Raw genomic sequence first — 23,424 nt, forward strand, 5'->3', positions numbered from 1 at the left:
GGCCCCAGGGCCCGCGATCGGGCAGGTGTGCTGATCTAACGTCAGGTGTTATGTCAGCAACGGGTATGGGGGACCCCGGAGTTGGGGGATCTGGCTTAACGGTGGAGGTCGGCGGGGGCCGACTGGGAATGCCGCGGGGACTGCGCGCGGCAGTGTTCTTGCTCTGTTTCCTGTTCGGCGTCACGGTGCTGGGTACGGCCGGGTCGCTGAGCGTGGCGGCGTCGGTGGACGCCGTCGACGGCCGGTTGATCGGGCTGCTGCTGTACGCGTCGGCGCCCGGCGTGGCCGCGCTGGTGCTGGCCCGGAGGACATGGGCCGGCGGGGTGCGTGTGCGATGGGCGCTGCTCGCGCTGCAAGTCTGGCTGGTCGTCGGTGCGTTGGGGACGCTGGGTGCGGGGTCGGGGCGCGGTGTCACACAGTTGGTGGTGCCCATCACGATCACCGTGCTGCTGTTCCGGCGAACGTCGCGGGAGTGGTTCGCGCTGCCGGTGTCCGTGCGAGCGGAGCGCCGCCCGTTCCGGCTCACACGAATGATCAAGTGGCGCACGGACGGCGGCCAGAGCGCCGCCGAGTACGCGGGACTGATCGTCCTGGTCGCCGCGATCGTCACGGGCCTGGTCACCACCGGGGTCGGCGGACAGATCAGCGGGGGCCTGCGGTCCGCGGTCTGCGAGATCACGGGAAGCGCGTGCGGCGGCGGCCAGGCCGGGCCCGTCGCGGCCGACGGCGAGGACGGCACCGGGGGATCAGGGGGCGACCACAGCGACGACGGCGCGTACGGGCCGGGCTACGACGAGACCGACGACGGGTACGACCGCACCGACGACCACGCGGACGACGGCGCGTACGACCCCTCCCTTCGGGACCCCAACGGGAGGTACGAAGGCGAGGACGACAACAACGGTGACGGCGACGACGGTGAGAGCTGCACGTCCGGCTTCGGCGCGTTCTTCTCCTGCGCCGGGGACGAGTTGGGCGGCGCCTTCGACGGGTTCGTCATCGACGGTGTCGGAGGCGACATCTCCGACGCCTGGGACACGATCACCGACCCCGGTCAGGTGATCGAGGACACGGTGGAGTACGGCCGCGGACTGGGTGAGCAGTGGCTGGACGACGCGGCGGGCGCCACCGACAAATGGTCCGACGGCGACTACCTCGGTGCGCTCGGGGACTGGGGTGAGGCGTCCCTCAACACGGGCCTGACGGTGCTGGACGACAGCTTCGTCGGCGACGAGGTGCGCGAGATGTTGAACAACGGCGACTACGGCCAGGCCCTTGGCCTCGTCGGCTGGAACGTCGGCTCGTCGTTCATCCCGGGCTACGGCCAGTACCGCTGGCTGGACCGCCTGACCGGCGGGGGCGACCGGGACACACCGGACGGCGACGGCGACTCGCCCCAAGAGCAGGACGACGCACTGCCGTCCTGCCCGACGAACCACAGCTTCCTGCCGGGCACGCCGGTGCTGCTGGCCGACGGCAGTCGGATGGCCATCGACGAGGTCCGCGTGGGAATGCGCGTCATCGCCACCGATCCGGAAAGCGGTCGCACCGAAGCTCGTAGCATCGAGCGGACGATCACCACTTACGACGACAAGGATTTCACGCGCCTGACGGTCCTCACGGACTCGGGCACGGAGACCCTGACGGCGACCGACACGCATCCGTTCTGGCTGACGGACAAGGTGCGCTGGGCGGACGCCGGTGACATCAAGCCGGGCGACGACCTGCGTACGCCGGCAGGTACGTCGGTACAGGTCACCGCCGTCGAGCACTACACCAAGCGGCAGGTTACCCACGACCTCACCGTCAACGGCATCCACACGTACTATGTGCTGGCCGGGTCGACGCCAGTATTGGTCCATAACAGTAGCGGCTGCGCCGAGGACGCTTACGCCATCGAAGATCACGTCATTCCTCGCCATACGCGAGGTGGTGCCGAGGCAGATGCGACGAAGTCTCTGTTCGAAGATGGAGTAAACCTTGGGGAGTTGGCAGCGGGGAGCGCCGGGCAGATCGGCCACTACCAGCCTGCCACGGGAAACATTCGGTACTTCATTACGGGAAGAGAGATAGTGGGGACCGACCGGCACGGTCTCCCGACGAATACCTACACGATCGTTCGCGATGGCAGAGACGGAGAATTGATCACCATGCATCCAGGGCTCCCGCGCGACTTGGATCCCTGATGATCAGGGTAGACGTGAGATCTGGCAACGGAGACTCGCTGGCATCAGTTGCTGCAGATCCGGGTTTCGATCCAGTTCTCAGCGGTGTGGATCGTAAGCAGTATCCGATCCTCGGTCACTTGGATCCGTATGGAGACACGGTGCTGAATCGACTCCAGGTGGAATCCTTGCTGGAGGAGATTTCCGAAGTGAGATTTAATTCGGAAATCATGTCGGCAGAATTCGCAGACGAATTGGTGGCGCTATGTCGCGAGTGCCTGAAGCGACCCCATCGATTCCTCCGGTTCGTGGGAGAGTAGGGATGAGAGAATAACGTGCGGCAGCCTTCCGTGCCCAAACCGAGGACGACGGCGGTCAACTGCTCGCCGACGCGGCGGGTGTCGACGGCGGGTGGTGGTGGCAGCGCGCTCCGGTGCACGTGCCTTGGAGGTAGCTACGGGGGTATTGACGCCGGCGATGAATCCGGTCCGTGCCGGGGCGGACCCGATCCGGTGATTCGCACGGAAACCGCCCCACTCTCGGTGAACGCGCTGCTTGGCTGGTCCGACTGATCATTCCGTCGGAGGAAGAGGCATGCCGGAGTCTGCCGAGCCGTTCGCCATCGAGGTGGAACCGGAGGTCCGCCGCTGGCTGGAGACGCTGTCGCCTGCCGACTACCGTGCGGCCGAGAGATTCGCGGACCGTCTGGCGGCCGACGGTTCGCTGATGCCGTACCCACTGGCCAGCCATCTCGGAGAGGGCCTGCGGGAGCTTCGCATCGGGTCGGTTCGTGTGACGTACTGGCTGGCGTCAGGACGCCGTGCCGTTCTGCTTACGGTGTTCCGGAAGACCCGAATGCGCGAGACGGCTGAGGTCGAGCGTGCCCAGGCGGCACGGAGGATCTGTGCGGCGGAGCATCCACCAGCCGCTGCCCACCGCGTCTACAGTAGAAAGGAGGAGGGCTGATGAGCAGGGGATACCACACCAACTGGAACGTGCCGCCCGAGCATCGTGAAGATGCTGAGTATCGGGCTGCCGGACGGCGTATGGACTTCGCTCAAGCCGTCTACGAGCGGCGGGCACACCTGGGGTGGAGCGCGGCCGAGCTTGCGGAGCGAGCGGGGATGGCCCAGGAGGACATCGACCGTATCGAGGAGAGCGGCGTCGATCCGACCCTCGAACTCCTTGAGCGCCTGGCAATGGCGCTGCAATCGGGCGCGCGGGTCGACCCGAGCGCTTCCCCGGAATTCCGCTTTGAGGGCCGCGCCGCCTGAGCGGCAACCGACTGTCGTCAGCTACTTATCGGTTTTGACGCAGGCGACGAACTCGGCCCAGTCCGGCGCGGGTATCACGAGCGCCCCGGCTTCGGGCGCCTTGCTGTCGTGTCCTGGGGATGGTCTCGGGGGTGCCGTCCGCCCTTCACGGAGTTGCCGCCCGTGATACCGGCGGGCGGTGGCCCTGCTCGCTCCGGTCTCCTGTCGTACTCCGGACGGGAGGCTGGTTTCATTGTGTGCTGCGCACTGCATGGGCGAGTTGTGCGGCAGTCAAGAACACGAAGGGCGAGCGAGACCAGGTGCGACAATGACCGACCACTGGGGCTGGGTACATATCCAGGGCACCACCGTGCAGTTCAGCGCGCGCACCTACTCGACCCCCGCCGAAGCGCGGGCCGGGCTCCAGGTACACCTGGACGCCCATATGGGTGAGGCCGCCCAGCGGCTGCGGGACCTGCCCGCCCACGCGTCGTCAGACGCTTCCGTGCACCTTCCCGGACACACATGGCGCGTCCACGAAGCAGCATCGCCGCCACCATGGCCCGTGCTACCTCCGGGTATTGACGCCGGCGATGAACGCCGTCCAGGCCGGGGCGGGTATCGCGAGCGCCCCGGCTTCGGGCGCCTTGCTGTCGCGGACGGGGACGGCACCGGGGAGGCCGTCCGCCACCTCGACGCAGTTGCCGCCCTCGCCGTTGCTGTACGAGGACTTGCGCCAGGTGAGGCCGGTCATGTCGGCTGTCGCACTCATGGTGTTGTGTAGTCCTTCGCTGTCGATTCGAGCCAGTCGAGGGATGCCATCGGTGACAAAGCGGCGGCCTGACCAGATCGTATGACGCGTGGAAGCGGCCCACCAGCGCCGGGTCGTCGATGAGTTGGCCCGTGTGCGACCCCTCGGTGTACGCCACGTCCGGCGCGTCGCTGAAGGTCATCAGGCGGAACGTCTCCTGCACGTAGGCGTGCGCCGAAGTGGCGTACGGCACCACCTGCACCATCACCCGCCGTGCCCGTCCCAGCGAGACCAGACGGCCCAGTTGTTCGCCCATGCAGCCCGGACCACCCAACGGGACGCGCAGAGCCGCTTCGTGCAGAACCGCCCACAACGTCGGTCCGGTGTCCCCGTCGAGAATGCGCTGGCGCGCCATCCGTGCGCCTACGTACTCTTCGACCTCCTCCTGCGGGGCGAGCGGCAGCGACGCGTGCGTGATAGCCCGTGCGTAGCGCTCGGTCTGGAGCAATCCGGGAATCACGAGCGGCGAGTACGTGCAGATCGACCGTGCCAACGGCTCCAGCGCCGCCGCGTCCGCGAAGTAGTCCGCGATGCTCGTGCTCCGCGCCAGCTTCGCCAGCCGTTGCAAGTGCTCCCCGCTGCCCAGCACTTCGTCGATCATCCGCGACATGTCCACCATCGGCCACCGCGTGGCCGACTCGAACTGGCCGATGTACGAACCGGTGCAGAACACCCGCTCGCCGAGTTGGCTCTGGGTCAGGCCGGCCTCCTCCCGCAGGCGGCGAAGTTCCGCTCCGTAGAAGGCCCTTGGGTTGGAGTACGCGTCGAGATCATTGGGTTGCGGCATGTGACCCAGCGTAGCCGTAACTCAGCACAACGTGCGCGGAAGCGGAGAAGAACCGCCACGGCGGCGACTTCGTCTCCGACAGCACGAGGCCCCGCAACGAAGGAGAACCTTGTCCATTCACCCCTTCTATGGCGTGCGCGTACTCGCCCTGGAACCCGACCTGCGGCGTGTGAGATTTCGGATCTTCGTCATCGACTACAACGCCGACCGCCGCTGGCACGCCGAACTCCCCGCCGACCCCGGCTTCTTCCTCCAGCTGCTGTGGGAGAGCGCGGAAGACCACAACGGCGCGCTCCGCCAGGTGGCCGGCTGGCGGGAGATGGACGACGACGGCTGGCTCGCCGTGAACACCCGGTGGTTCGTCGAAGGCGTCGATCGCGTCGCCGTCCGCAACGAGCAGCTGTCCGACGCGGATTGGGAGCACATCAGTGCCCTCTCCGCCTGGGCGGACGAGGGCCGTCTCGTGCAGGGCGACTACGAGGTGCGGGCCACCGACCCACGCTGGCTGGATCATCTGATACCCGGTCAGAGCTGGGAGACCGGGTATTACCCGGACCCGACCCACCAGGTGCGCGCCGAAGACGCCCCGCACCTACCGGATCTCACGGCACCGGAGGCCGTGCTCACTCCGTTCGCCGGTTCCGACAGCAGTGTGGTGGTGCTGGCCTTCTCCGACGACGGCCGCTTTCTCGCCGTCACCAACGAGGACGGCGAACTCGCCGTGTACGACATGAGAGACCGGTCCGTTCGCCTGCACGCGGAGCCCGAATCGGCGGGCCGGGACATCATGTGGGTGCCCGGACGGCATGTGGTCACGCTCAAGGAGGACGAGTACGACGAGCTTGTCCCGTGGGCCTACGACCTGGACGCCGACACCGAGACCGACCTTCCGGTGGAGCCGGGCCGCGCCCGCTCGCGCACGGGCCGCTTCCGGGTCGAGTACGGCGCCGGCGGCCGGGTCGACTTCGTCTCCGCGCCGTCCGGGGAGTCCGCGCCCGATCGCACGATTCAACTCGGTGACGCCTCACGCCGGGTCACCAGCGTGGCGTTCAGCGCGGACGAGACCCGGATGTTCGTCGGTCACGGCTTGCTGGTGCATGTGGTCGACCCCGCCACCGGCCGGACCCTGAACACCCTCACCATGCCCGGCGACTGGCTGGACGCGGTGGCGGCGAGCCCGGACGGCGCCTACCTGGCGGTCGCGACGCAGGACTGGAACGACGAGCGGACGTGCACCCCGGACATCTACCGGGTCGCCGACGGTCAACTCGTCATGCGGCGCCCGAGGAAGGACCACACACAGCCCGGCACCGGGGCCCGTGCCCTCGCCTGGTCGCCCGACGGCGCCCGGTTGGCGGCCGTCGTCGAGAACGAGATCCACCTCTTCCGCGTCGGCCTGCCGACCGAGCCGACAACCGATCTCCCCCTGGATTCACCCAGTTCGACGCGGCGCAGTCCCCGCCGTCCGGTGGGCGACCCGGCTGAGGACGTGAAGACGGGCCCCGGCGTTCGTACTCACCGCCGGGGCCCGTCCTGCCGACCAGAGAACCGCTAACGCAGCAACTCCACCTCCGACAGCTCCGCCTGACCGTCCGTCACCAAGCGGTACTTGTCGTACGACCCCGGTGAGGCCACCGTGAACGCCCTCGTCTGCTGGTCCCATGCGAAGGACTGACCCGAGCGCTTGTCGAGGGTCTTCCACGTCTTGCCGTCCGACGAGCCCTGCAACTCCCAGGCCACCGGTGACGTTTCCGCCTTGGACGACGTCAGCGTGTACTGGACCGCCTTCGTCGCCGACGGCACCGGCAGGTCCAGCGGGCCGGCCGCCAACGACATCAGCGTCTTCGACGAGTTGTCGAACAGCGCGCCGGAGCCCGTCACCGCGTCACTCCTCGGCGACGGCACCTTGTCGTCCTGCGCGATCGACACCGGCGCCGCGTCCTTGCCCGTTCCCCAGGCCGACGGCTTCGGGCCCATGTCGAACTCCAGCGTGCCGCCCTTCGCGAGCACGTCGTGCGGCAGCGCCGTGGAGTTCCACGCCTTGCCGTTGACCTTCAGGCCCTGCACGTAGATGTTCTGGGCGTTGTTCTTCGGTGCCGAGACGACGAGCTTCTTGCCGTTCTCCAGGTGCACCGTGGTCTTCGTGAAGAGCGGCGAGCCCACCGCGTACTCCCCGCTGCCCATCACCAGCGGGTAGAAGCCCATCGCGGAGAAGAGGTACCAGGCCGACTGCTCGCCGTTGTCCTCGTCGCCGTGGTAGCCCTGCCCTATCTCGCTGCCGGTGTAGAGGCGGCCCAGCACCTCGCGGACCTTCTCCTGCGTCTTCCAGGGCTGCGAGGCCGCGTTGTACATGTACGTGGCGTGGTGGGCGACCTGGTTCGAGTGGCCGTACATGCCCATCCGGACGTCCCGCGCCTCCGTCATCTCGTGGATGACGCCGCCGTAGGACCCCTTGAACTCCGGTGACGCGGTCTCCGGCGTCGCGAAGTACTCGTCCAGCTTGTCGCCGAGACCCGCGCGCCCGCCGTACAGGTTGGCGAGTCCGCGTGAGTCCTGGGCGGCCGTGAAGGCGTAGCCCCACCCGTTCGTCTCGGTGTAGTCGTAACCCCACACGCGCGGGTCGTACTCGTCGCTCGGCACCCGCCAGTCGCCCTTCAGGTCCCGGCCCTGGAAGAAGCCGGCCTTCGAGTCGAACAGCGAGACGTAACTCTGCGCGCGGTTGAGGAAGTACGCGGACTCCTCCTTGTACCGCTTCTGGCCCGTCTCCTTGTAGAGCTTCTCGCCCATCTTCGCGATGCCGTAGTCGTTGAGGTATCCCTCCAGCGACCACGACAGGCCCTCATGGGTCTCCGTGGAGGCATAGCCGAGGAACGGCGACGTCTCCATCCCCTTGCGGCCCACTCCCGCGCTCGGCGGCTTCACCGTCGCGTTCTTCAGCGCCGCCTCGTACGCCGCCTTCGCGTCGAAGTCGACACCCTTCACATACGCGTCGGCGAACGCCACGTCCGAACTGGTGCCGGTCATCAGGTCGGCGTAGCCGGGGGAGGACCAACGGGAGATCCAGCCGCCGTCCTTGTACTGCTGGACGAAGCCGTCCACCAGCTTCCCGGCCTTCTTAGGCGTCAGGAAGGAGTACGCGGGCCAGGTCGTCCGATAGGTGTCCCAGAAGCCGTTGTTGACGTACACCTCGCCCGTGACGATCTTCGCGCCCGTGTGGGTGGGGGAGTCCGTGCCCGTCTTCGGCACGAAGGGGCTCGCGTACTGCTGCCGCGGCTTCTGCTTCGTACCCGTGTTCTCGAAGCCGGAGTTGGGATACAGATACAGCCGGTAGAGGCTGGAGTAGAGCGTCGTGAGCTGGTCCTTGTCGGCGCCCTCGACCTCCACCTTCCCCAGGACGTCGTCCCAGGCGCGCTGCGCGTCCTTCTTGACCCGGTCGAAGCCGAGGTCGTCCGGCAGCTCGTCCGCCAGGTTCTTCTTCGCCTGGTCGACACCGATCAGCGAGGTCGCGATCCGCAGGTTGACGGTGCGGTCCTGGCCCGCGTCGAGACGCATGTACCCGGTGACGTCCTCACCGCCGCCGCCCGGAAGCTTGCCGCTGCCGGTGACGGCCGCGTCGAAGACGCCGTACACGAACAGCCGCGTGGCGCCCGTCGACAGACCGCTGCGGACGTCGGAGTAACCGGTGAAGGACCGGTTCTCGGCGTCGATGGTCAGACCGCCCGCGTTGGTGATGTTGTCGAGTACGACGCTCGCGTCGTCACCGGGATACGTGAACCGCATCGCCGCCGCGTGATCCGTCGGGGTGATCTCCGCCTTGAGGCCGTTCTCGAACGTCACGCCGTAGTAGTGCGGTCTGGCGATCTCGTTCTCGTGCCGGAACGGCAGCGCGCGCGCCGAGCGCGACGCGTCCGGGGTGCCGCTCGCCGCCGAGGGCATCAGCTGGAAGGTCTGGCGGTCGCCCATCCAGGGGCTCGGCTCATGGCTCGCGGACAGCGCCTGGAGGGTGGGCAGGTTGTCGCTGTTGTTGCGGCGTGAGTACTCGTACAGCCAGCTCGTGGATCCGGCATCGGTCACCGGCGTCCAGAAGTTGAAGCCGTGCGGCACGGCGGTGGCCGGGAAGGTGTTGCCGCGCGAGAACGAACCGCTGGAGTTGGTGCCGCGTGTGGTGGACGCGTAGTCCGAGAGGTGCGCGAGGCGCTTCTCGGGCGCCTTCACCGCCAGCGCGATGTCGTCCACCCAGCCCTGGAACTTCGCCGGGCCCTTGGGGGAGTCGTACGCCACGAGTATCCGGTCCACCGTCTTGCCCGCGGCGACCGAACCGATCCGGGAGGCGACCGCGTTCCACTGGTTGACGTACAACCGCTTGGCCTCGCCCTGGCCCTGAGGGGACATCACCCCGCCGTGCGAGTCGAGGGCCTTCAGATCGCTCAGGTAGGTGCCGTCGGTGAAGGCGAGATCCACCGAGACGTTCGTGGCGGGGTAGTTGAGGTCCGTCTCCGGCATGGAGGGGTAGATCCGGTACGACAGCTCCGTGTCGGCGCGCACGGCCGTGTTGACGTCGAAGACCTTGTTGTACGAGTAGCCCCGGCCGTCCGGCTTGTGCGAACCGGCGTACTCCAGCGCGCGCTTACCGGTGAATCCGGCGTTGGACTTGGCGGTGGGGGAGCCGCCGGGGCCGCTGTCGACCTGGCTGCGCATGTCGGCGGGCGGCGGTGTGGTGGTGTCGCCGTCGGAGAACTGGACGTCGGCGAGCTGGGTGGCGTCGCCCGCTCCGTTGTTCTTGGTGATGTCCAGCCGGTAGTGCGCGTACGCGGTGGAATTGTCGAAATCGTATGACTTTGTCTGGAATCGTTCTCCGAAGGTCTGGTCCACCCTTGTGTCAAGGGTCTTCCAGTCCTTGCCGTCCGTCGATCCCTGGAGCTTCCAGTCCTTGGGGTCGCGCTCGGCGTGGTCGTTCGCCGACGTGAGCGCGTAGGTCACGACCTTGACGGGGGTGTCCAGGTCGAACTCGACCCAGGCGGTCGGCTCGAAGGCCAGCCACTTGGTGCTCGACTGGACGTCGACCAGGTTCTCCTTGCCCTCGCCGCCGCCCGTGTTCTCGTCGCTGGCGCGCAGCTCGACGACCCGGTCGGTGACATTGCCCGGAATGCCGGCGTTGAACTCGCCGGTCACGCCCGAGGATCGCTTCTCCCCGTCAGATCCGGTATCGACCGTATTGCGCCAATCCGGCTGTATGTCGCCCTCCTCGAAAGAGGACGCGAACGTGTCCTTGGCGGCTGCGGCCTTGGCGGGCTGTGCTACGGCTGCCGAGTGTGCGGTGACGACGAGCAGCGAAGCGACAGCCACCAGGGCGGCGTTGCGGCGCTGCGTGAGCCGGGGTCTTGGTGTGCGCTGCATCCCGAGCGTTCCTCCTGGCGGAAGCGTGACGGACAACGTTGTCAAAAGTCATGCGCGGGTTAAGTAGTGGTACAGGAGGGGCAAGGTGTCAAGGGTGTTGCCGGTGTGAGATGAAAGGAACCGGCCATTCTGCCGCGCATGTTTCATGGAATGTGCATCCAACTGCGCGCGTCGAGAGCGCGTCAAGAGCGCGCCGGCGGTCCGGGATATCGCGCCGCCCAGCGATCCGGAAAATGCGGCGAGAACCGTACGGATGCCGCGCGGTCCTTCTGAAACCCGTCTCAGGTCTCAACTAGGGAAAGACTCCCGACCAAACCTGCTTTCGATCTTGCTCAGTCGACGTGAAGTGGACTATACCTGTCGCAGTCCGCCTCGCCGGGTCTGGAACGGCGAAGGACCGTGAGACGGGGGTGGGTTGGGTGCCGCGATGCCGCGACGCACCCTGCCGCCAACCATTCAGGCCGTCCCTGTTGTAATCACGCATCACGCATCACGCATCACGCGACTCGTACGACCGACGCTCAGCAACACGCTCGACAACACGCAGCAACAACGCGCACGGCTATCACCACCACAATCGTGCACGACCGAGCTTCATTTGACCGCGGTGGCGGGGCCCTTCTGCCTCAGGCGAGAAGGACGGGCGACCGGTACACCGCCTGAGTCCTGGAGAAGGCGAGGACTTGAGCATGGGATCCACCGCTCACAGCAATGAGGGCCTTGGCCGTCGTGATCTGATCAAGCGTTCCGCCGCAGTCGGCCTGATCACTGTGCCGACGATGAGTTTCCTGGCGTCCTGCGCGAGCAGCGACAGCGGCGACGAGAAGGTCGACAAGGGCAAGACCACGGCGAAGAACCCCCTCGGAGCCAACGAGACGGCGCAGCTCGACGTCGTCATCTTCAACGGCGGTTTCGGTGAGCAGTACGCCATCGACGCGGAGAAGCGGTACAACGAGGCTTTCCCGAAGGCCCCGAAGGTCAAGCACGCCGCGACCGAGAAGATCCAGTCCACGCTCCAGCCGAGGTTCAACGGCGGCACCCCGCCGGACCTGATCGACAACTCCGGCGCCGAGCAGATGGACATGGGCGTTCTGGTGGGCAAGAAGCAGCTCACCGACCTCACGGCGCTGATGGACGCCCCGTCGTACGACGACCCGGCGAAGAAGGTCCGCGACACCCTGCGCCCCGGCATCGTCGAGATGGGTCAGTTCGACGGCGACCCCGTCTGGATCATGTACTACGCCTACACGGTGTACGGCGTCTGGTACTCGCAGACCGCGCTGGAGAAGCTCGACGCGACGTACCCCGAGACGTGGGACGACATGCTCGCGCTCTGCGCCAAGGCGAAGAAGCAGGGCATCGCGGGCTGGACGTACGCGGGCAAGCACCCGTACTACATCCCGTTCTCGCTCTACCCGCTGATCGCCAAGATCGGTGGCGTCGAGGTCCTCGACAAGATCGACAACCTGGAGCCGAACGCCTGGAAGGACCCGGCGGTCAAGACGGCGCTTGAGGCGTACTACGAGCTGGTCAAGAAGGACTACATCCTCAAGGGCACCCCCGGCCTGGACCACATCCAGTCGCAGACCGCCTGGACGAAGGGCAAGGCGCTCTTCATCCCGAACGGTTCATGGGTGGAGAACGAGGCCGCCAAGACCATGCCGGCCGACTTCAACCTCGCGGTCGGCGCGCCGTCCAGCATGGACGCCTCCGACAAGCTGCCGTTCGGTACCCTCTGGGCGTCCGGCGGTGAGCCCTTCATCGTGCCGCAGAAGGCCAAGAACCCGCAGGGCGGCATGGAGTTGCTGCGCATCATGCTCAGCGAGGAATCGTCGAAGAACTTCACCTCGCAGGTGAAGTCGCTGACCGCCCTCAACGGCGGTACGGACGGCATCGAGCTGACGCCGGGCCTCAAGTCCGCCGTCGCCACCCTGGACAAGGCGGGCGAGAACGTTGTCAACCCGCGTATACAGGACTGGTACGTCAAGCTCCAGAAGGAGCAGATCGGTGTCGCCGGCCTCGGCGAGATGATGGCCGGGCGCGCCACCCCCGCCGAGACCATCAAGAAGATCCAGGGCTTCGCGGATGCCGCCGCGAAGGACCAGTCCATCAAGCACTACAAGCACCAGTGAGCAGGCGTCACCAGCGGCGGCATCCGCGGACAGATCGGGGTCGGATCCATGCAGCACGGTAAATACCGGTTCATTGTGGGGTTCTTGATCGCCCCCTTGGCGTTGTACGCGATCTTCGTCATATGGCCGTTCATCCAGTCCATCTACTACTCCTTCACGGACTGGACGGGGCTGAGTTCCGACTTCAAGATGGTGGGCTTCGACAACTACAAGAAGATGTTCGAGGACGACATCTTCTGGAAGTCCTTGCAGCACAGCGTGCTGTTCGTGCTGCTGCTGCCGCTGGTGACGCTCGGCATCGCACTGTTCCTCGCCTTCATGATCAATGTCGGCGGGCGGCAGAAGAAAGGCGCCGCGATCAGAGGCGTGCGCGGTTCGGGTTTCTACAAGATCGCGTATTTCTTTCCGCAGGTGCTCTCCATCGCGATCGTCGCCCTTCTTTTCCAGTTCGCCTACAACCCGGAGAGCGGAGCCATCAACGCGGCGCTCTCCGCGGTGGGTCTGGACAACATCCAGCCGCTCTGGCTGGGTGACCCGGATCTCGCACTCTGGTGCGTGATGGCGGTCCTGATCTGGAGCACGGTCGGCTTCTTCGTCGTCCTCTTCTCCGCCGGAATGGCCTCCATTCCGAGGGACTACTACGAGGCGGCGCTGCTGGACGGCGCGGACCGGTTCACCACCTTCTTCCGGATCACGCTTCCGCTGCTCTGGGACACCGTGCAGGCCGGCTGGATCTACATGGGCATCCTGGCGCTCGGCGCCGAGGCGTTCGCGGTCGTCCAGATCATGACCGTGGGGCCGGGCGGTGGCGGACCCGACTACTCGACCACGGTCCTGCCGCTGTACGTCTACCAAACGGCCTTCAGGGACGCCCAGGCCGGATACGCCACAACGATCGGTGTCGCTCTGCTCGTGGTGACGCTGTCCTTCGCGGCAGTCGTGACGAAGCTGGGCCGGCGCGAGCGGCTGGAGTTCTGATGAAGACCACTGACACGACTCCGGCCATGCTCCCCGAGGAGCCGCAGGACCGCTCGCCCGTGACCAAGGTGAACGCCCCGCCGGCGAAGGAGAAGCGCGAGGGCAACGTCCTCAACGTCTTCTCGCACGGTGTGCTGGTCATCTGGGCGCTGCTGGTCGTCCTGCCGCTGCTGTGGGCGGTGATGTCCTCCTTCAAGGACGACAACTCCATCTTCAGCTCGCCCTGGGCGCTGCCGGACAAGCTCCACTTCGAGAACTGGTCGCGGGCCTGGACCCAGGCGCGTATGAGCGACTACTTCCTCAACACCATTCTGGTGGTGGGGGGTTCGCTGGTCGGCACCCTGGTGCTCGGCTCGATGGCCGCGTACGTGCTGGCGCGCTTCGATTTCCCCGGGAACCGCTTCGTCTATTTCCTCTTCATCGGAGGGATGAGCTTCCCGATCATCCTGGCGCTGGTCCCGCTGTTCTTCGTCATGAACAACATGGGGCTGCTGAACACCACGCACGGCCTGATCCTGGTGTATATCGCCTACTCACTGCCGTTCACGGTGTTCTTCCTGTCGTCCTTCTTCAGAACGCTGCCGACGTCGGTGGCAGAGGCGGCGATCATCGACGGCGCCTCGCACACCAGGACCTTCTTCCAGATCATGCTGCCGATGGCCAAGCCGGGTCTGATCAGCGTGGGTATCTTCAACTTCCTCGGCCAGTGGAACCAGTACATGCTGCCGACGGTGCTCAACACCGACCCGGACAAGAAGGTGCTCTCGCAGGGGCTGGTGCAGCTGGCGGTCAGCCAGGGTTACAAGGGCGACTACTCCGGGCTCTTCGCCGGACTGGTGATGGCGATGCTGCCGGTGCTCGCCGCGTACATCATCTTCCAGCGCCAGGTCGTCGCGGGGCTGACGGCGGGAGCGCTCAAGTAGCCGAGCCGTCCCGCGGCTTCACGCCGTGCCGCACCACTGAACCGCACCACCGAACCGCCCTCCGGCCCCTCGCCGGAGGGCGGTTCGCCGCGTTCCGGGCCCGCGCGCGGGGGTTCGTTCGGTATCCATCCCGAGCCGAAGGGGGACTTTTCGCCACCAGCCCTGGCCTGAAATCGCCAAAACGGCGAAGTTCGCAGGTCAGATGCGTCGGTACGGTATGCATCCGGGGTCGGCACTGCTCAAGGTCTTGACGGGAAGCGACCCGAAAGGCTGAGCTTAGAGTTCACAAGTTGGAGATACGTCGGGGTCTCATAGGCGCGACCCCGGCCGGGGGCGGCGGTCGTGCCGCCTGCCAAGGGCAGGAGTGGATCAGTTGTGGAGACTCCAGGGTCGCAGTCGTCTCTGCACCGGGCGAATCTGGAGCGTGTCGTGCGCGCGGTGCGCATGGCGGGCTCGCTCACCCAGGCGGAGATCGCCCGGAGCACCGGGCTGTCGGCGGCCACGGTCTCCAACATCGTCCGTGAGCTGAGGGAGGGCGGCACCGTCGAGGTGACGCCCACCTCGGCGGGGGGCCGCAGGGCCCGCAGCGTCTCGCTCAGCGGCGACGCCGGCATCGTCGTCGGCGTCGACTTCGGGCATACGCATCTGCGGGTCGCCGTCGGCAATCTGGCCCACCAGGTGCTCGCCGAGGAGTCCGAACCGCTGGACGTGGACGCCTCGTCGGCATACGGCTTCGGCCGGGCCGAGGAGCTGGTGGAGAGGCTGATCGAGGCGACCGGGGTCGGCCGCCAGAAGGTCATCGGCGTGGGCCTCGGGGTGCCGGGCCCGATCGACGTCGTCTCGGGCACGCTCGGCTCCACCTCGATCCTGCCGGGCTGGACGGGGATCAACCCCAGCGAGGAGCTGGCGGGCCGGCTCGGCGTGCCGGTGTACGTCGACAACGACGCCAACCTGGGGGCCCTCGGCGAGCTGGTCTGGGGCAGCGGCCGGGGCGTGAAGGACCTCGCGTACATCAAGGTCGCCAGCGGCGTCGGCGCCGGGCTGGTCATCGAAGGTCAGATCTACCGCGGACCGGGCGGTACGGCGGGTGAGATCGGGCACATCACGCTCGACGAGTCGGGCCCCGTCTGCCGCTGCGGCAACCGCGGCTGCCTGGAGACCTTCACGGCGGCCCGCTACGTACTGCCGCTGCTCAGGTCCAGCCACGGCCGCGACCTGACCATGGAGCGGGTCGTGCAGCTGGCCAGGGAGGGCGACCCCGGCTGCCGCCGGGTGATCGCCGACGTCGGGCGCCACATCGGCAGCGGCGTCGCCAATCTCTGCAATCTGCTGAACCCCAGCCGGGTGGTGCTCGGCGGCGATTTGGCGGAGGCTGGGGAGCTGGTCCTCGCGCCGATCCGCGAGTCGGTCTCCCGGTACGCGATCCCCAGTGCGGCCAGACAGCTCTCGGTGCTTCCGGGGGCCCTCGGCGGACGTGCCGAAGTGCTCGGCGCACTCGCCCTCGTACTGAGTGAGATGGGCGATTCGACCCTTCTGGAGAGCACACAGCCCATAGGCTCGGCTGTCTTCACTTAGATAACGAATGGCACCGTTGTCATCTCGTTAAGGATTTACTCCTTGACGCTGCGTCCGCAGCGGAGTTGACTTCCAGCCACCTCGGCCGCAACGTCGCGGCCTCGTCAGGGAGGTTTCTGAAGTGAACGCACATCTCCGACGTGCTGCCGTGGCCGCCGCTGCGACCGCGATGGCCGTCTCGCTCGCCGCCTGCGGAAGTGCCAAAGAGTCCGGTGACTCGGCGAAGGAGTCCAAGAAGGCGGACGGCCCGCTGACCATCGGTCTGCTGCTGCCCGAGAACCAGACCGCGCGTTACGAGAACTTCGACAAGCCGCTGATAGAGAAGCGCGTCAGGGAACTGACCGACGGCAAGGGCAAGGTCGTCTACGCCAACGCCAAGCAGGACGCCTCGGCCCAGAACCAGCAGGCCGACACGATGGTCACCAACAAGGTCGACGCCCTGATCGTGGACGCCGTCGACTCCAAGGCCATCGCCGGCTCGGTCAAGAAGGCCAAGGAGGCCGGCATCCCGGTCATCGCCTTCGACCGCCTCGCCGAGGGTCCGATCGACGGCTACGTCTCCTTCGACAACGAAGAGGTCGGCCGCGTCCAGGGCCAGGCGCTCCTGGACGAGCTGGGACCGAAGGCGAAGGACGGTGAAATCGTCATGATGAACGGCGCGATCACCGACCCGAACGCCGCCCTCTTCAAGAAGGGCGCCAAGTCCGTCCTTGAGGGCAAGGTGACGATCGGCAAGGAGTACGACACCAAGGAGTGGAAGCCGGAGAACGCCAACGCCAACATGGAAGGCGCGATCTCGGCCCTGGGCAAGGACAAGATCGTCGGCGTCTACTCCGCCAACGACGGCATGGCGGGCGGCATCATCACCGCCCTCAAGGGCGCGGGCATGAACCCGCTCCCGCCGGTCACCGGCCAGGACGCCGAACTCGCCGGTGTGCAGCGCATCGTCGCCGGTGAGCAGTTCATGAGCGTCTACAAGCCGTACCCGACCGAGGCCGCCATCGCCGCCGAGATGGCCGTCGCCGTCGCGAAGGGCGAGTCCCTGGACTCCATCGCCAAGACGAAGCTCGACAGCGCCACCACCAAGGGCATCCCGTCGGTCCTCGTCCCGGTCGTCTCGCTGACCAAGGACAACATCAACGACACGGTGATCAAGGACGGCATCTACACCGCCGGCGAGATCTGCACCGCGAAGTTCAAGGCCAAGTGCGACACCCTCGGCGTCAAGTAGCCGATCGGTAACGATTGGTAAGACCGCGGAAACCCGCCCTGAAGCCTGTCCGGCGCCCCGCCCTCAACTGTCCCGCTACCGGGCGGGGCGCCGGACGGACCACTTCACGGCTTTTCGCCGTTGCTGCCTCTCTCCCGCTCTTCCGTAGTTCTCTCTTCTGCTCGACCCCCGCGCTCACCACCCCCGGGCGCGGTATCCCCGCCGGCCAGGCGGCGAAGGAGATGGTTTACGTGACCGCTACGCCCGTGCTGGCGTTGCGAGGGGTCTCCAAGCGGTTCGGTGCCGTGCAGGCGCTCACCGACGTAGAGCTTGAGGTCCATGCCGGACAGGTCGTCGCCCTCGTGGGCGACAACGGCGCCGGCAAATCCACGCTCGTCAAGACGATCGCCGGAGTCCACCCCATCGATGACGGCGTCATCGAGTGGGAAGGCAGGTCGGTCGCGATCAACAAGCCGCACGACGCCCAGGAGCTGGGTGTGGCGACGGTGTACCAGGACCTCGCGCTCTGCGACAACCTCGATGTCGTGGGCAATCTGTACCTCGGCCGGGAGCTGCGCTCCTGGGGTGTCCTCAACGAGGTCGAGATGGAGCGCCGCGCCCGCGAGCTGCTCACCACGCTGTCGATCCGCATCCCCAGCGTGCGCATCCCGATCGCCTCGCTCTCCGGCGGCCAGCGCCAGACCGTGGCCATCGCCCGGTCCATGCTCGGCGAGCCCAAGCTGGTGATCCTCGACGAGCCCACGGCGGCCCTCGGCGTCGAGCAGACCGCACAGGTCCTCGACCTGGTCGAGCGGCTGCGCGAGCGCGGTTACGCGGTGATCCTCGTCAGCCACAACATGGAGGACGTCCGCGCGGTCGCCGACAAGGTCGCCGTGCTCAGGCTGGGCCGTAACAACGGCTTCTTCGACGTCGCCGGCACCTCGCAGGAAGACATCATCTCCGCGATCACCGGTGCCACGGACAACGCCGTGACCCGACGCGCGGCGCGCAACGTGGAGGTTAAGAAGTGAGTCTCGACAAGGCCTCCGCCCCCGTCGGCACCGCCGACGACGCGCCCGCCCCGGCGGCCGGCGCGGCCACCGTCGCCGTGGACCCCCGTCTTCTCGTACGCGAGCAGGGATTCGCCGGCTATGTGTCGGAGTTCAAGCGCAAGATGCGCGGTGGTGACCTCGGTTCGATCCCGGTCGTCATCGGCCTGATCATCATCTGGGCGATCTTCACCAGCCTCAACTCGAACTTCCTGACCGCCGGCAACCTCTCCGACATCTCGGTCGCCATGGTCGGCACCGGCATGATCGCGGTCGGCATCGTCTTCGTCCTGCTGCTCGGCGAGATCGACCTGTCGGTCGGCTCGGTCAGCGGTGTGGCGGGCGCCGCCTTCGCGGTCCTCGCCGTCACCCACGGCATGGCGGAGTGGCTGGCGCTGATCCTGGCCATCCTCACGGGCGCCGTCGCGGGCGCCATCCACGGCTTCTTCTTCGCCCGCGTGGGCGTGCCCGCGTTCGCCGTGACCCTGGCGGGACTGCTGTTCTGGAACGGCTTCATGCTCCAGATCCTCGGCGACAACGGCACCATCAACCTGGACTCCGAGGGCCTGGTCGCCAAGCTGACCGGCTACTACTTCTCCGACGTCGCCGCCGCCTACGGGCTCGCGGTGGTCGCGGTGGCCGGTTTCTTCCTCTCGTCGTTCTTCGACAACCGCCGCCGCGCCGCCGCCGGTGTCCCGTCCCGGCCGCTGAGCGAGATCGTCGTCCGTACGGCCCTGCTGGCGGTCCTCGCCTTCGCCGCGGCGATCATGTTCAACCAGTACAAGGGCCTGCCGCTGGCCGTGCTGATCTTCCTGGTCGTGCTGGTGCTGACGGACTTCGTGCTCCGCCGCACCTCCTTCGGCCGCAAGGTCTTCGCACTCGGCGGCAGCGTCGAGGCATCCCGGCGCGCGGGCATCAGCGTCGTCGGCGTGCGGATCGCGGTCTTCTCCATCGCGGGCACCTTCGCCGCGATCGGCGGTCTCTTCATCGCCTCGAAGATCACCTCCGCCAACCAGGGCGCCGGCGCCGGTGAGCTGCTGATGAACGCCATCGCCGCGGCCGTCATCGGTGGCACCAGTCTCTTCGGCGGCCGGGGCCGTACCTGGAACGCGCTGCTCGGTGTGCTCGTCATCACGTCGATCCAGTACGGGCTGGCCCTCCAGGGCATCGCCTCGCCGATCCAGTACATGATCACCGGTGGTGTGCTCTTGGCCACGGTCGTCATCGACGCCGTCACCCGGAAGACCCAGAAGACCGCCGGCCGCGCCTGACAGCCGCCCGACAGTCGTCACCCCGTGTCGTGCCCGGTACCGGACCCCCGGTGCCGGGCACGTACGCGTCGCGGCGGAGCCTCGGCAGGCGTACGTCTGACACACGCACAGATGCTCGGACGGTGAATCACGCACCGGCGGATGACGCCCACCGCGACGGGAACACTAGACTCGGCGAACCGGCACGCCAGATCACTTCAACGCAAGGAGGCACGGTGACACAACCGCGCGCAGCGCGACCGTCCCACGCGGCGGTGGGCGACCGATGGGACCTGCTGGCCCGGATCAAGGGCCCTCGTGATCTGGACCGCCTCGGCCCCGAGCAGCTGAACCAGCTCGCCGGAGAGATCCGGTCCTTCCTGGTCGACGCCGTCTCCAAGACCGGCGGACACCTCGGTCCCAACCTCGGCGTCGTCGAGTTGACGATCGCTCTGCACCGGGTTTTCGACTCGCCCAGGGACAAGGTCCTCTTCGACACCGGCCACCAGTCCTATGTGCACAAACTGCTCACGGGACGTCAGGACTTCTCGAAGCTCAAGAGCAAGGGCGGCCTCTCCGGCTACCCGTCCAGGGCCGAGTCCGAGCACGACATCATCGAGAACTCGCACGCCTCGACCGTCCTCGGCTGGGCCGACGGCTTCGCCAAGGCCAACCAGGTACTGCGCCGCGACGACCACGTCGTCGCCGTCATCGGCGACGGCGCGCTCACCGGCGGCATGGCCTGGGAGGCGCTGAACAACATCGCCGCCGCCAAGGACCGCCCGCTCGTCATCGTCGTCAACGACAACGAGCGCTCCTACGCGCCCACCATCGGCGGCCTCGCGAACCATCTCGCGACCCTGCGCACGACCGACGGCTACGAGCGCTTCCTGGCCCGGGGCAAGGACATCCTGGAGCGCACCCCGGTCGTCGGCCGCCCGCTCTACGAGACGCTGCACGGCGCGAAGAAGGGCCTCAAGGACTTCATCGCCCCCCAGGGCATGTTCGAGGACCTGGGCCTGAAGTACGTGGGCCCGATCGACGGTCACGACGTGGAGGCGATGGAGTCGGCCCTCCAGCGCGCCAAGCGCTTCGGCGGCCCCGTCATCATCCACTGCCTCACCGAGAAGGGCCGGGGCTACCAGCCCGCGCTCCTGGACGAGGCGGACCGCTTCCACGCCGTAGGCAAGATCCACCCCGACACCGGTCTGCCGATCGCCAGTTCCGGCGTCGACTGGACCTCGGTGTTCGGCGAGGAGATGGTCAAGCTCGGCAACGAGCGCGCCGACATCGTCGCCATCACCGCCGCGATGCTCCAGCCGGTCGGCCTGGAGAAGTTCGCGAAGAGGTTCCCGGACCGGGTGTACGACGTGGGGATCGCCGAGCAGCACGGGGCGGTGTCGGCGGCGGGCCTGGCCAGCGGCGGACTGCACCCCGTCTTCGCCGTGTACGCGACCTTCCTCAACCGCGCCTTCGACCAGGTCCTGATGGACGTCGCCCTGCACAACTGTGGAGTGACGTTCGTACTCGACCGTGCGGGCATCACCGGCACCGACGGCGCCTCCCACAACGGCATGTGGGACATGTCGATCCTCCAGTGCGTGCCGAACCTGCGGATCGCCGCCCCGCGCGACGCCGACCAGGTACGCGCGCAGCTCCGGGAGGCCGTCGAGATCGACGACGCCCCCACCGTGGTGCGCTTCTCCAAGGGCGCCGTCGGACCGGCGGTCGCCGCCGTGGGCAAGGTCGGCGGCATGGACGTGCTGCGCAAGCCGGCCGAGGGCCCGGCGGACGTCCTGCTGGTGTCGGTCGGCGCGCTCGCCCCGATGTGTCTGGAGGTCGCCGATCTCCTGGACAAGCAGGGGATTTCGACGACCGTGGTCGACCCGCGCTGGGTCAAGCCCGTCGACGAGGCGCTGGCGCCGCTCGCCGATCAGCACCGCGTCGTCGTCACGGTCGAGGACAACAGCCGTGCGGGCGGCGTCGGTTCGGCCGTCGCCCAGTCCCTGCGGGACGCCGGGGTCGACATCCCGCTGCGGGACTTCGGCATCCCGGCCCGCTTCCTCGACCACGCGTCACGCAAGGAGCTGCTGGCCGAAATCGGTCTGACGGCCCCGGACATCGCGCGCCAGGTCACCGGCCTCGTCTCGCGGATCGACGGCCGTATGGCCGGCGCGCCGTCGGCCGAGGAGATCGCGCGCGACTGACGCGACCGCGCCGGAACGCGCCGCGACCGAACACAGCGGCGGACGGGCCGGTCGGACTCCCTGTACGGGTGGTCCGACCGGCCCATCCGTGTGAAAAAGACGCCTCCTGGCGCCGGGGCCGCCGAGCGCCTCTCGATCATGGCGGGTACCACGCACTCGGAGGTACGCCGGTGAGCAGCCAGCACGACACGGGACCCAGCAGACATCCCTTGTTCCGCACGAAGACCGTCGAACAGTCCATCCGGGACACCGAGGAGCCGGAGCACACGCTCAAGAAGTCGCTCTCCGCGCTCGATCTGACGGTCTTCGGTGTCGGTGTCATCATCGGCACCGGCATCTTCGTCCTCACCGGCGCCGTCGCCAAGGACAACGCGGGCCCCGCCACCGCCCTCGCCTTCGTCGTCGCCGGCATCGTCTGCGCCCTCGCGGCCGTCTGCTACGCGGAGTTCGCCTCGACCGTGCCGGTGGCCGGGTCCGCGTACACCTTCAGCTACGCCTCACTCGGCGAACTGCCCGCCTGGATCATCGGCTGGGACCTCGTCCTCGAATTCGCCCTCGCCACCGCCGTGGTGGCCGTCGGCTGGTCCGGTTATGTGCAGTCGCTGTTCGCCAACGCGGGCTGGCACCTGCCCGACTCGCTCGCCGGCACCAGCGCGGAAAAGGGCTTCGGCTTCGACCTGCTGGCCTTTCTGCTCGTCCTGCTGCTGACCGGGATCCTCGTGCTCGGGATGAAGCTCTCCGCCCGCGTCACCGCGGTGGTCGTGGCCATCAAGGTGGCCGTCGTCCTGATCGTCATCATCGCCGGCTCGTTCTACATCAACTCCGCGAACTACTCGCCCTTCATCCCCAAGGCCCAGGAGCAGCCCGCAGGCGCCGGGCTCAACTCCCCGCTCATCCAGCTGATGTTCGGCTACGCGCCCACCAACTTCGGGGTCATGGGCATCTTCACCGCCGCGTCCGTCGTCTTCTTCGCCTTCATCGGCTTCGACATCGTCGCCACGGCCGCCGAGGAGACGAAGGTGCCGCAGCGCGACATGCCACGCGGCATCCTCGGCTCACTGATCATCTGCACCCTGCTCTACGTGGCCGTCTCCATCGTCGTCACCGGTATGCAGCACTACACCCAACTCACCGTGGACGCACCGCTCGCCGACGCCTTCAAGGCCACCGGCCATCCGTTCTACGCGGGCGTGATCAGCTTCGGCGCCGCCGTCGGCCTCACCACTGTGTGCATGATCCTGCTGCTCGGCCAGACCCGCGTGTTCTTCGCGATGAGCCGTGACGGGCTGCTCCCAAGGGTCTTCGCGCACGTCCACCCCAAGTTCCACACCCCGTACCGCTCGACGGTGCTTCTCGGCGTGCTCATCGCGATCGTCGCGGGCTTCACCAGCATCGAGGAGCTGGCCTCGCTGGTGAACATCGGAACGCTCTTCGCCTTCGTCGTCGTCGCGATCGGCGTGGTCATCCTGCGCCGTACGCGCCCCGATCTGCCGAGGGCCTTCCGCACCCCGCTGGTGCCGTGGCTGCCGGCCGCGTCCGTGCTCGCCTCGCTGTGGCTGATGCTCAATCTGCCGGCGGAGACCTGGCTGCGGTTCGCCATCTGGATGGCCGTCGGCGTGGTCGTGTACTTCGCCTACGGGAAGAACAACAGCCGCCTGGGCAAGTCCGGCTGACGCCACCTCAGTCC

At 67.3% G+C, this 23,424-nt stretch carries 15 protein-coding genes and 1 pseudogene; 13 read left to right on the top strand and 3 right to left on the bottom strand.

The window, feature by feature from the left end; translation table 11 throughout:
* The first annotated feature begins 152 nt into the window (after positions 1 to 152).
* The 3 genes from ACIBLA_RS30340 to ACIBLA_RS30350 all read left to right on the top strand — a co-directional run bounded on the left by ACIBLA_RS30340 (position 153) and on the right by ACIBLA_RS30350 (position 3,439).
* Positions 153 to 2,186 (top strand): polymorphic toxin-type HINT domain-containing protein, encoded by a 2,034-nt coding sequence (locus ACIBLA_RS30340; protein WP_399200476.1) that lies wholly within the window; start codon positions 153 to 155, stop codon positions 2,184 to 2,186.
* A 573-nt stretch (positions 2,187 to 2,759) separates the two neighbouring features.
* On the top strand, positions 2,760 to 3,131 hold the full coding sequence (locus ACIBLA_RS30345; protein ID WP_399200478.1) for a type II toxin-antitoxin system RelE/ParE family toxin: 372 nt from the start codon (positions 2,760 to 2,762) through the stop codon (positions 3,129 to 3,131).
* On the top strand, positions 3,131 to 3,439 hold the full coding sequence (locus tag ACIBLA_RS30350) for a helix-turn-helix transcriptional regulator (protein ID WP_363245361.1): 309 nt from the start codon (positions 3,131 to 3,133) through the stop codon (positions 3,437 to 3,439). The genes ACIBLA_RS30345 and ACIBLA_RS30350 overlap by 1 nt, the downstream gene beginning before the upstream one ends.
* Positions 3,440 to 3,986: 547 nt before the next feature.
* On the opposite strand, the gene ACIBLA_RS30355 is transcribed toward ACIBLA_RS30350, so the two are convergent.
* Positions 3,987 to 4,190 (bottom strand): DUF397 domain-containing protein, encoded by a 204-nt coding sequence (locus ACIBLA_RS30355; RefSeq protein WP_363245362.1) that lies wholly within the window; start codon positions 4,188 to 4,190, stop codon positions 3,987 to 3,989.
* A 130-nt stretch (positions 4,191 to 4,320) separates the two neighbouring features.
* A pseudogene (locus ACIBLA_RS30360) lies at positions 4,321 to 5,016 on the bottom strand (helix-turn-helix domain-containing protein); the annotation flags it as partial.
* 109 nt (positions 5,017 to 5,125) lie between these two features.
* Between ACIBLA_RS30360 and ACIBLA_RS30365 the strand changes: the two are divergent.
* A complete protein-coding gene (locus ACIBLA_RS30365) occupies positions 5,126 to 6,571 on the top strand; it encodes a WD40 repeat domain-containing protein (RefSeq protein WP_399200479.1) in 1,446 nt (481 codons plus the stop codon).
* Here ACIBLA_RS30365 and ACIBLA_RS30370 read toward each other — a convergent pair.
* Positions 6,568 to 10,413: a GH92 family glycosyl hydrolase gene (locus ACIBLA_RS30370; RefSeq protein ID WP_399200480.1), complete on the bottom strand. Its 3,846-nt coding sequence runs from the start codon at positions 10,411 to 10,413 to the stop codon at positions 6,568 to 6,570. The genes ACIBLA_RS30365 and ACIBLA_RS30370 overlap by 4 nt on opposite strands.
* 689 nt (positions 10,414 to 11,102) lie before the next feature.
* Here ACIBLA_RS30370 and ngcE point away from each other — a divergent pair.
* The 9 genes from ngcE (at position 11,103) to ACIBLA_RS30415 (ending at position 23,410) form a co-directional block, all read left to right on the top strand.
* Positions 11,103 to 12,545: an N-acetylglucosamine/diacetylchitobiose ABC transporter substrate-binding protein gene (gene ngcE / locus ACIBLA_RS30375; protein WP_363245365.1), complete on the top strand. Its 1,443-nt coding sequence runs from the start codon at positions 11,103 to 11,105 to the stop codon at positions 12,543 to 12,545.
* A 48-nt stretch (positions 12,546 to 12,593) separates the two neighbouring features.
* A complete protein-coding gene (locus tag ACIBLA_RS30380; protein ID WP_399200481.1) occupies positions 12,594 to 13,523 on the top strand; it encodes a carbohydrate ABC transporter permease in 930 nt (309 codons plus the stop codon).
* Positions 13,523 to 14,446, top strand: a complete 924-nt coding sequence (locus tag ACIBLA_RS30385; protein ID WP_399200482.1) for a carbohydrate ABC transporter permease — start codon at positions 13,523 to 13,525, stop codon at positions 14,444 to 14,446. The genes ACIBLA_RS30380 and ACIBLA_RS30385 overlap by 1 nt, the downstream gene beginning before the upstream one ends.
* Positions 14,447 to 14,821: 375 nt before the next feature.
* Positions 14,822 to 16,021, top strand: a complete 1,200-nt coding sequence (locus tag ACIBLA_RS30390; RefSeq protein WP_399200483.1) for an ROK family protein — start codon at positions 14,822 to 14,824, stop codon at positions 16,019 to 16,021.
* A 169-nt stretch (positions 16,022 to 16,190) separates the two neighbouring features.
* The gene (locus ACIBLA_RS30395; protein WP_399200515.1) at positions 16,191 to 17,252 is read left to right on the top strand and encodes a substrate-binding domain-containing protein; all 1,062 of its coding nucleotides are present in this window, start codon (positions 16,191 to 16,193) and stop codon (positions 17,250 to 17,252) included.
* Positions 17,253 to 17,473: 221 nt separating this feature from the next.
* Positions 17,474 to 18,262 (top strand): ATP-binding cassette domain-containing protein, encoded by a 789-nt coding sequence (locus ACIBLA_RS30400; RefSeq protein ID WP_363245369.1) that lies wholly within the window; start codon positions 17,474 to 17,476, stop codon positions 18,260 to 18,262.
* The gene (locus ACIBLA_RS30405; RefSeq protein ID WP_399200484.1) at positions 18,259 to 19,551 is read left to right on the top strand and encodes a sugar ABC transporter permease; all 1,293 of its coding nucleotides are present in this window, start codon (positions 18,259 to 18,261) and stop codon (positions 19,549 to 19,551) included. The genes ACIBLA_RS30400 and ACIBLA_RS30405 overlap by 4 nt, the downstream gene beginning before the upstream one ends.
* 254 nt (positions 19,552 to 19,805) lie before the next feature.
* A complete protein-coding gene (gene dxs / locus ACIBLA_RS30410) occupies positions 19,806 to 21,737 on the top strand; it encodes a 1-deoxy-D-xylulose-5-phosphate synthase (protein ID WP_363245376.1) in 1,932 nt (643 codons plus the stop codon).
* A gap of 170 nt (positions 21,738 to 21,907) precedes the next feature.
* Positions 21,908 to 23,410, top strand: a complete 1,503-nt coding sequence (locus tag ACIBLA_RS30415) for an amino acid permease (protein ID WP_363245371.1) — start codon at positions 21,908 to 21,910, stop codon at positions 23,408 to 23,410.
* The last annotated feature ends 14 nt before the right edge of the window (positions 23,411 to 23,424 follow it).

The sequence above is a fragment of the Streptomyces sp. NPDC050433 genome, assembly GCF_044458565.1.
GTDB lineage: Bacteria > Actinomycetota > Actinomycetes > Streptomycetales > Streptomycetaceae > Streptomyces.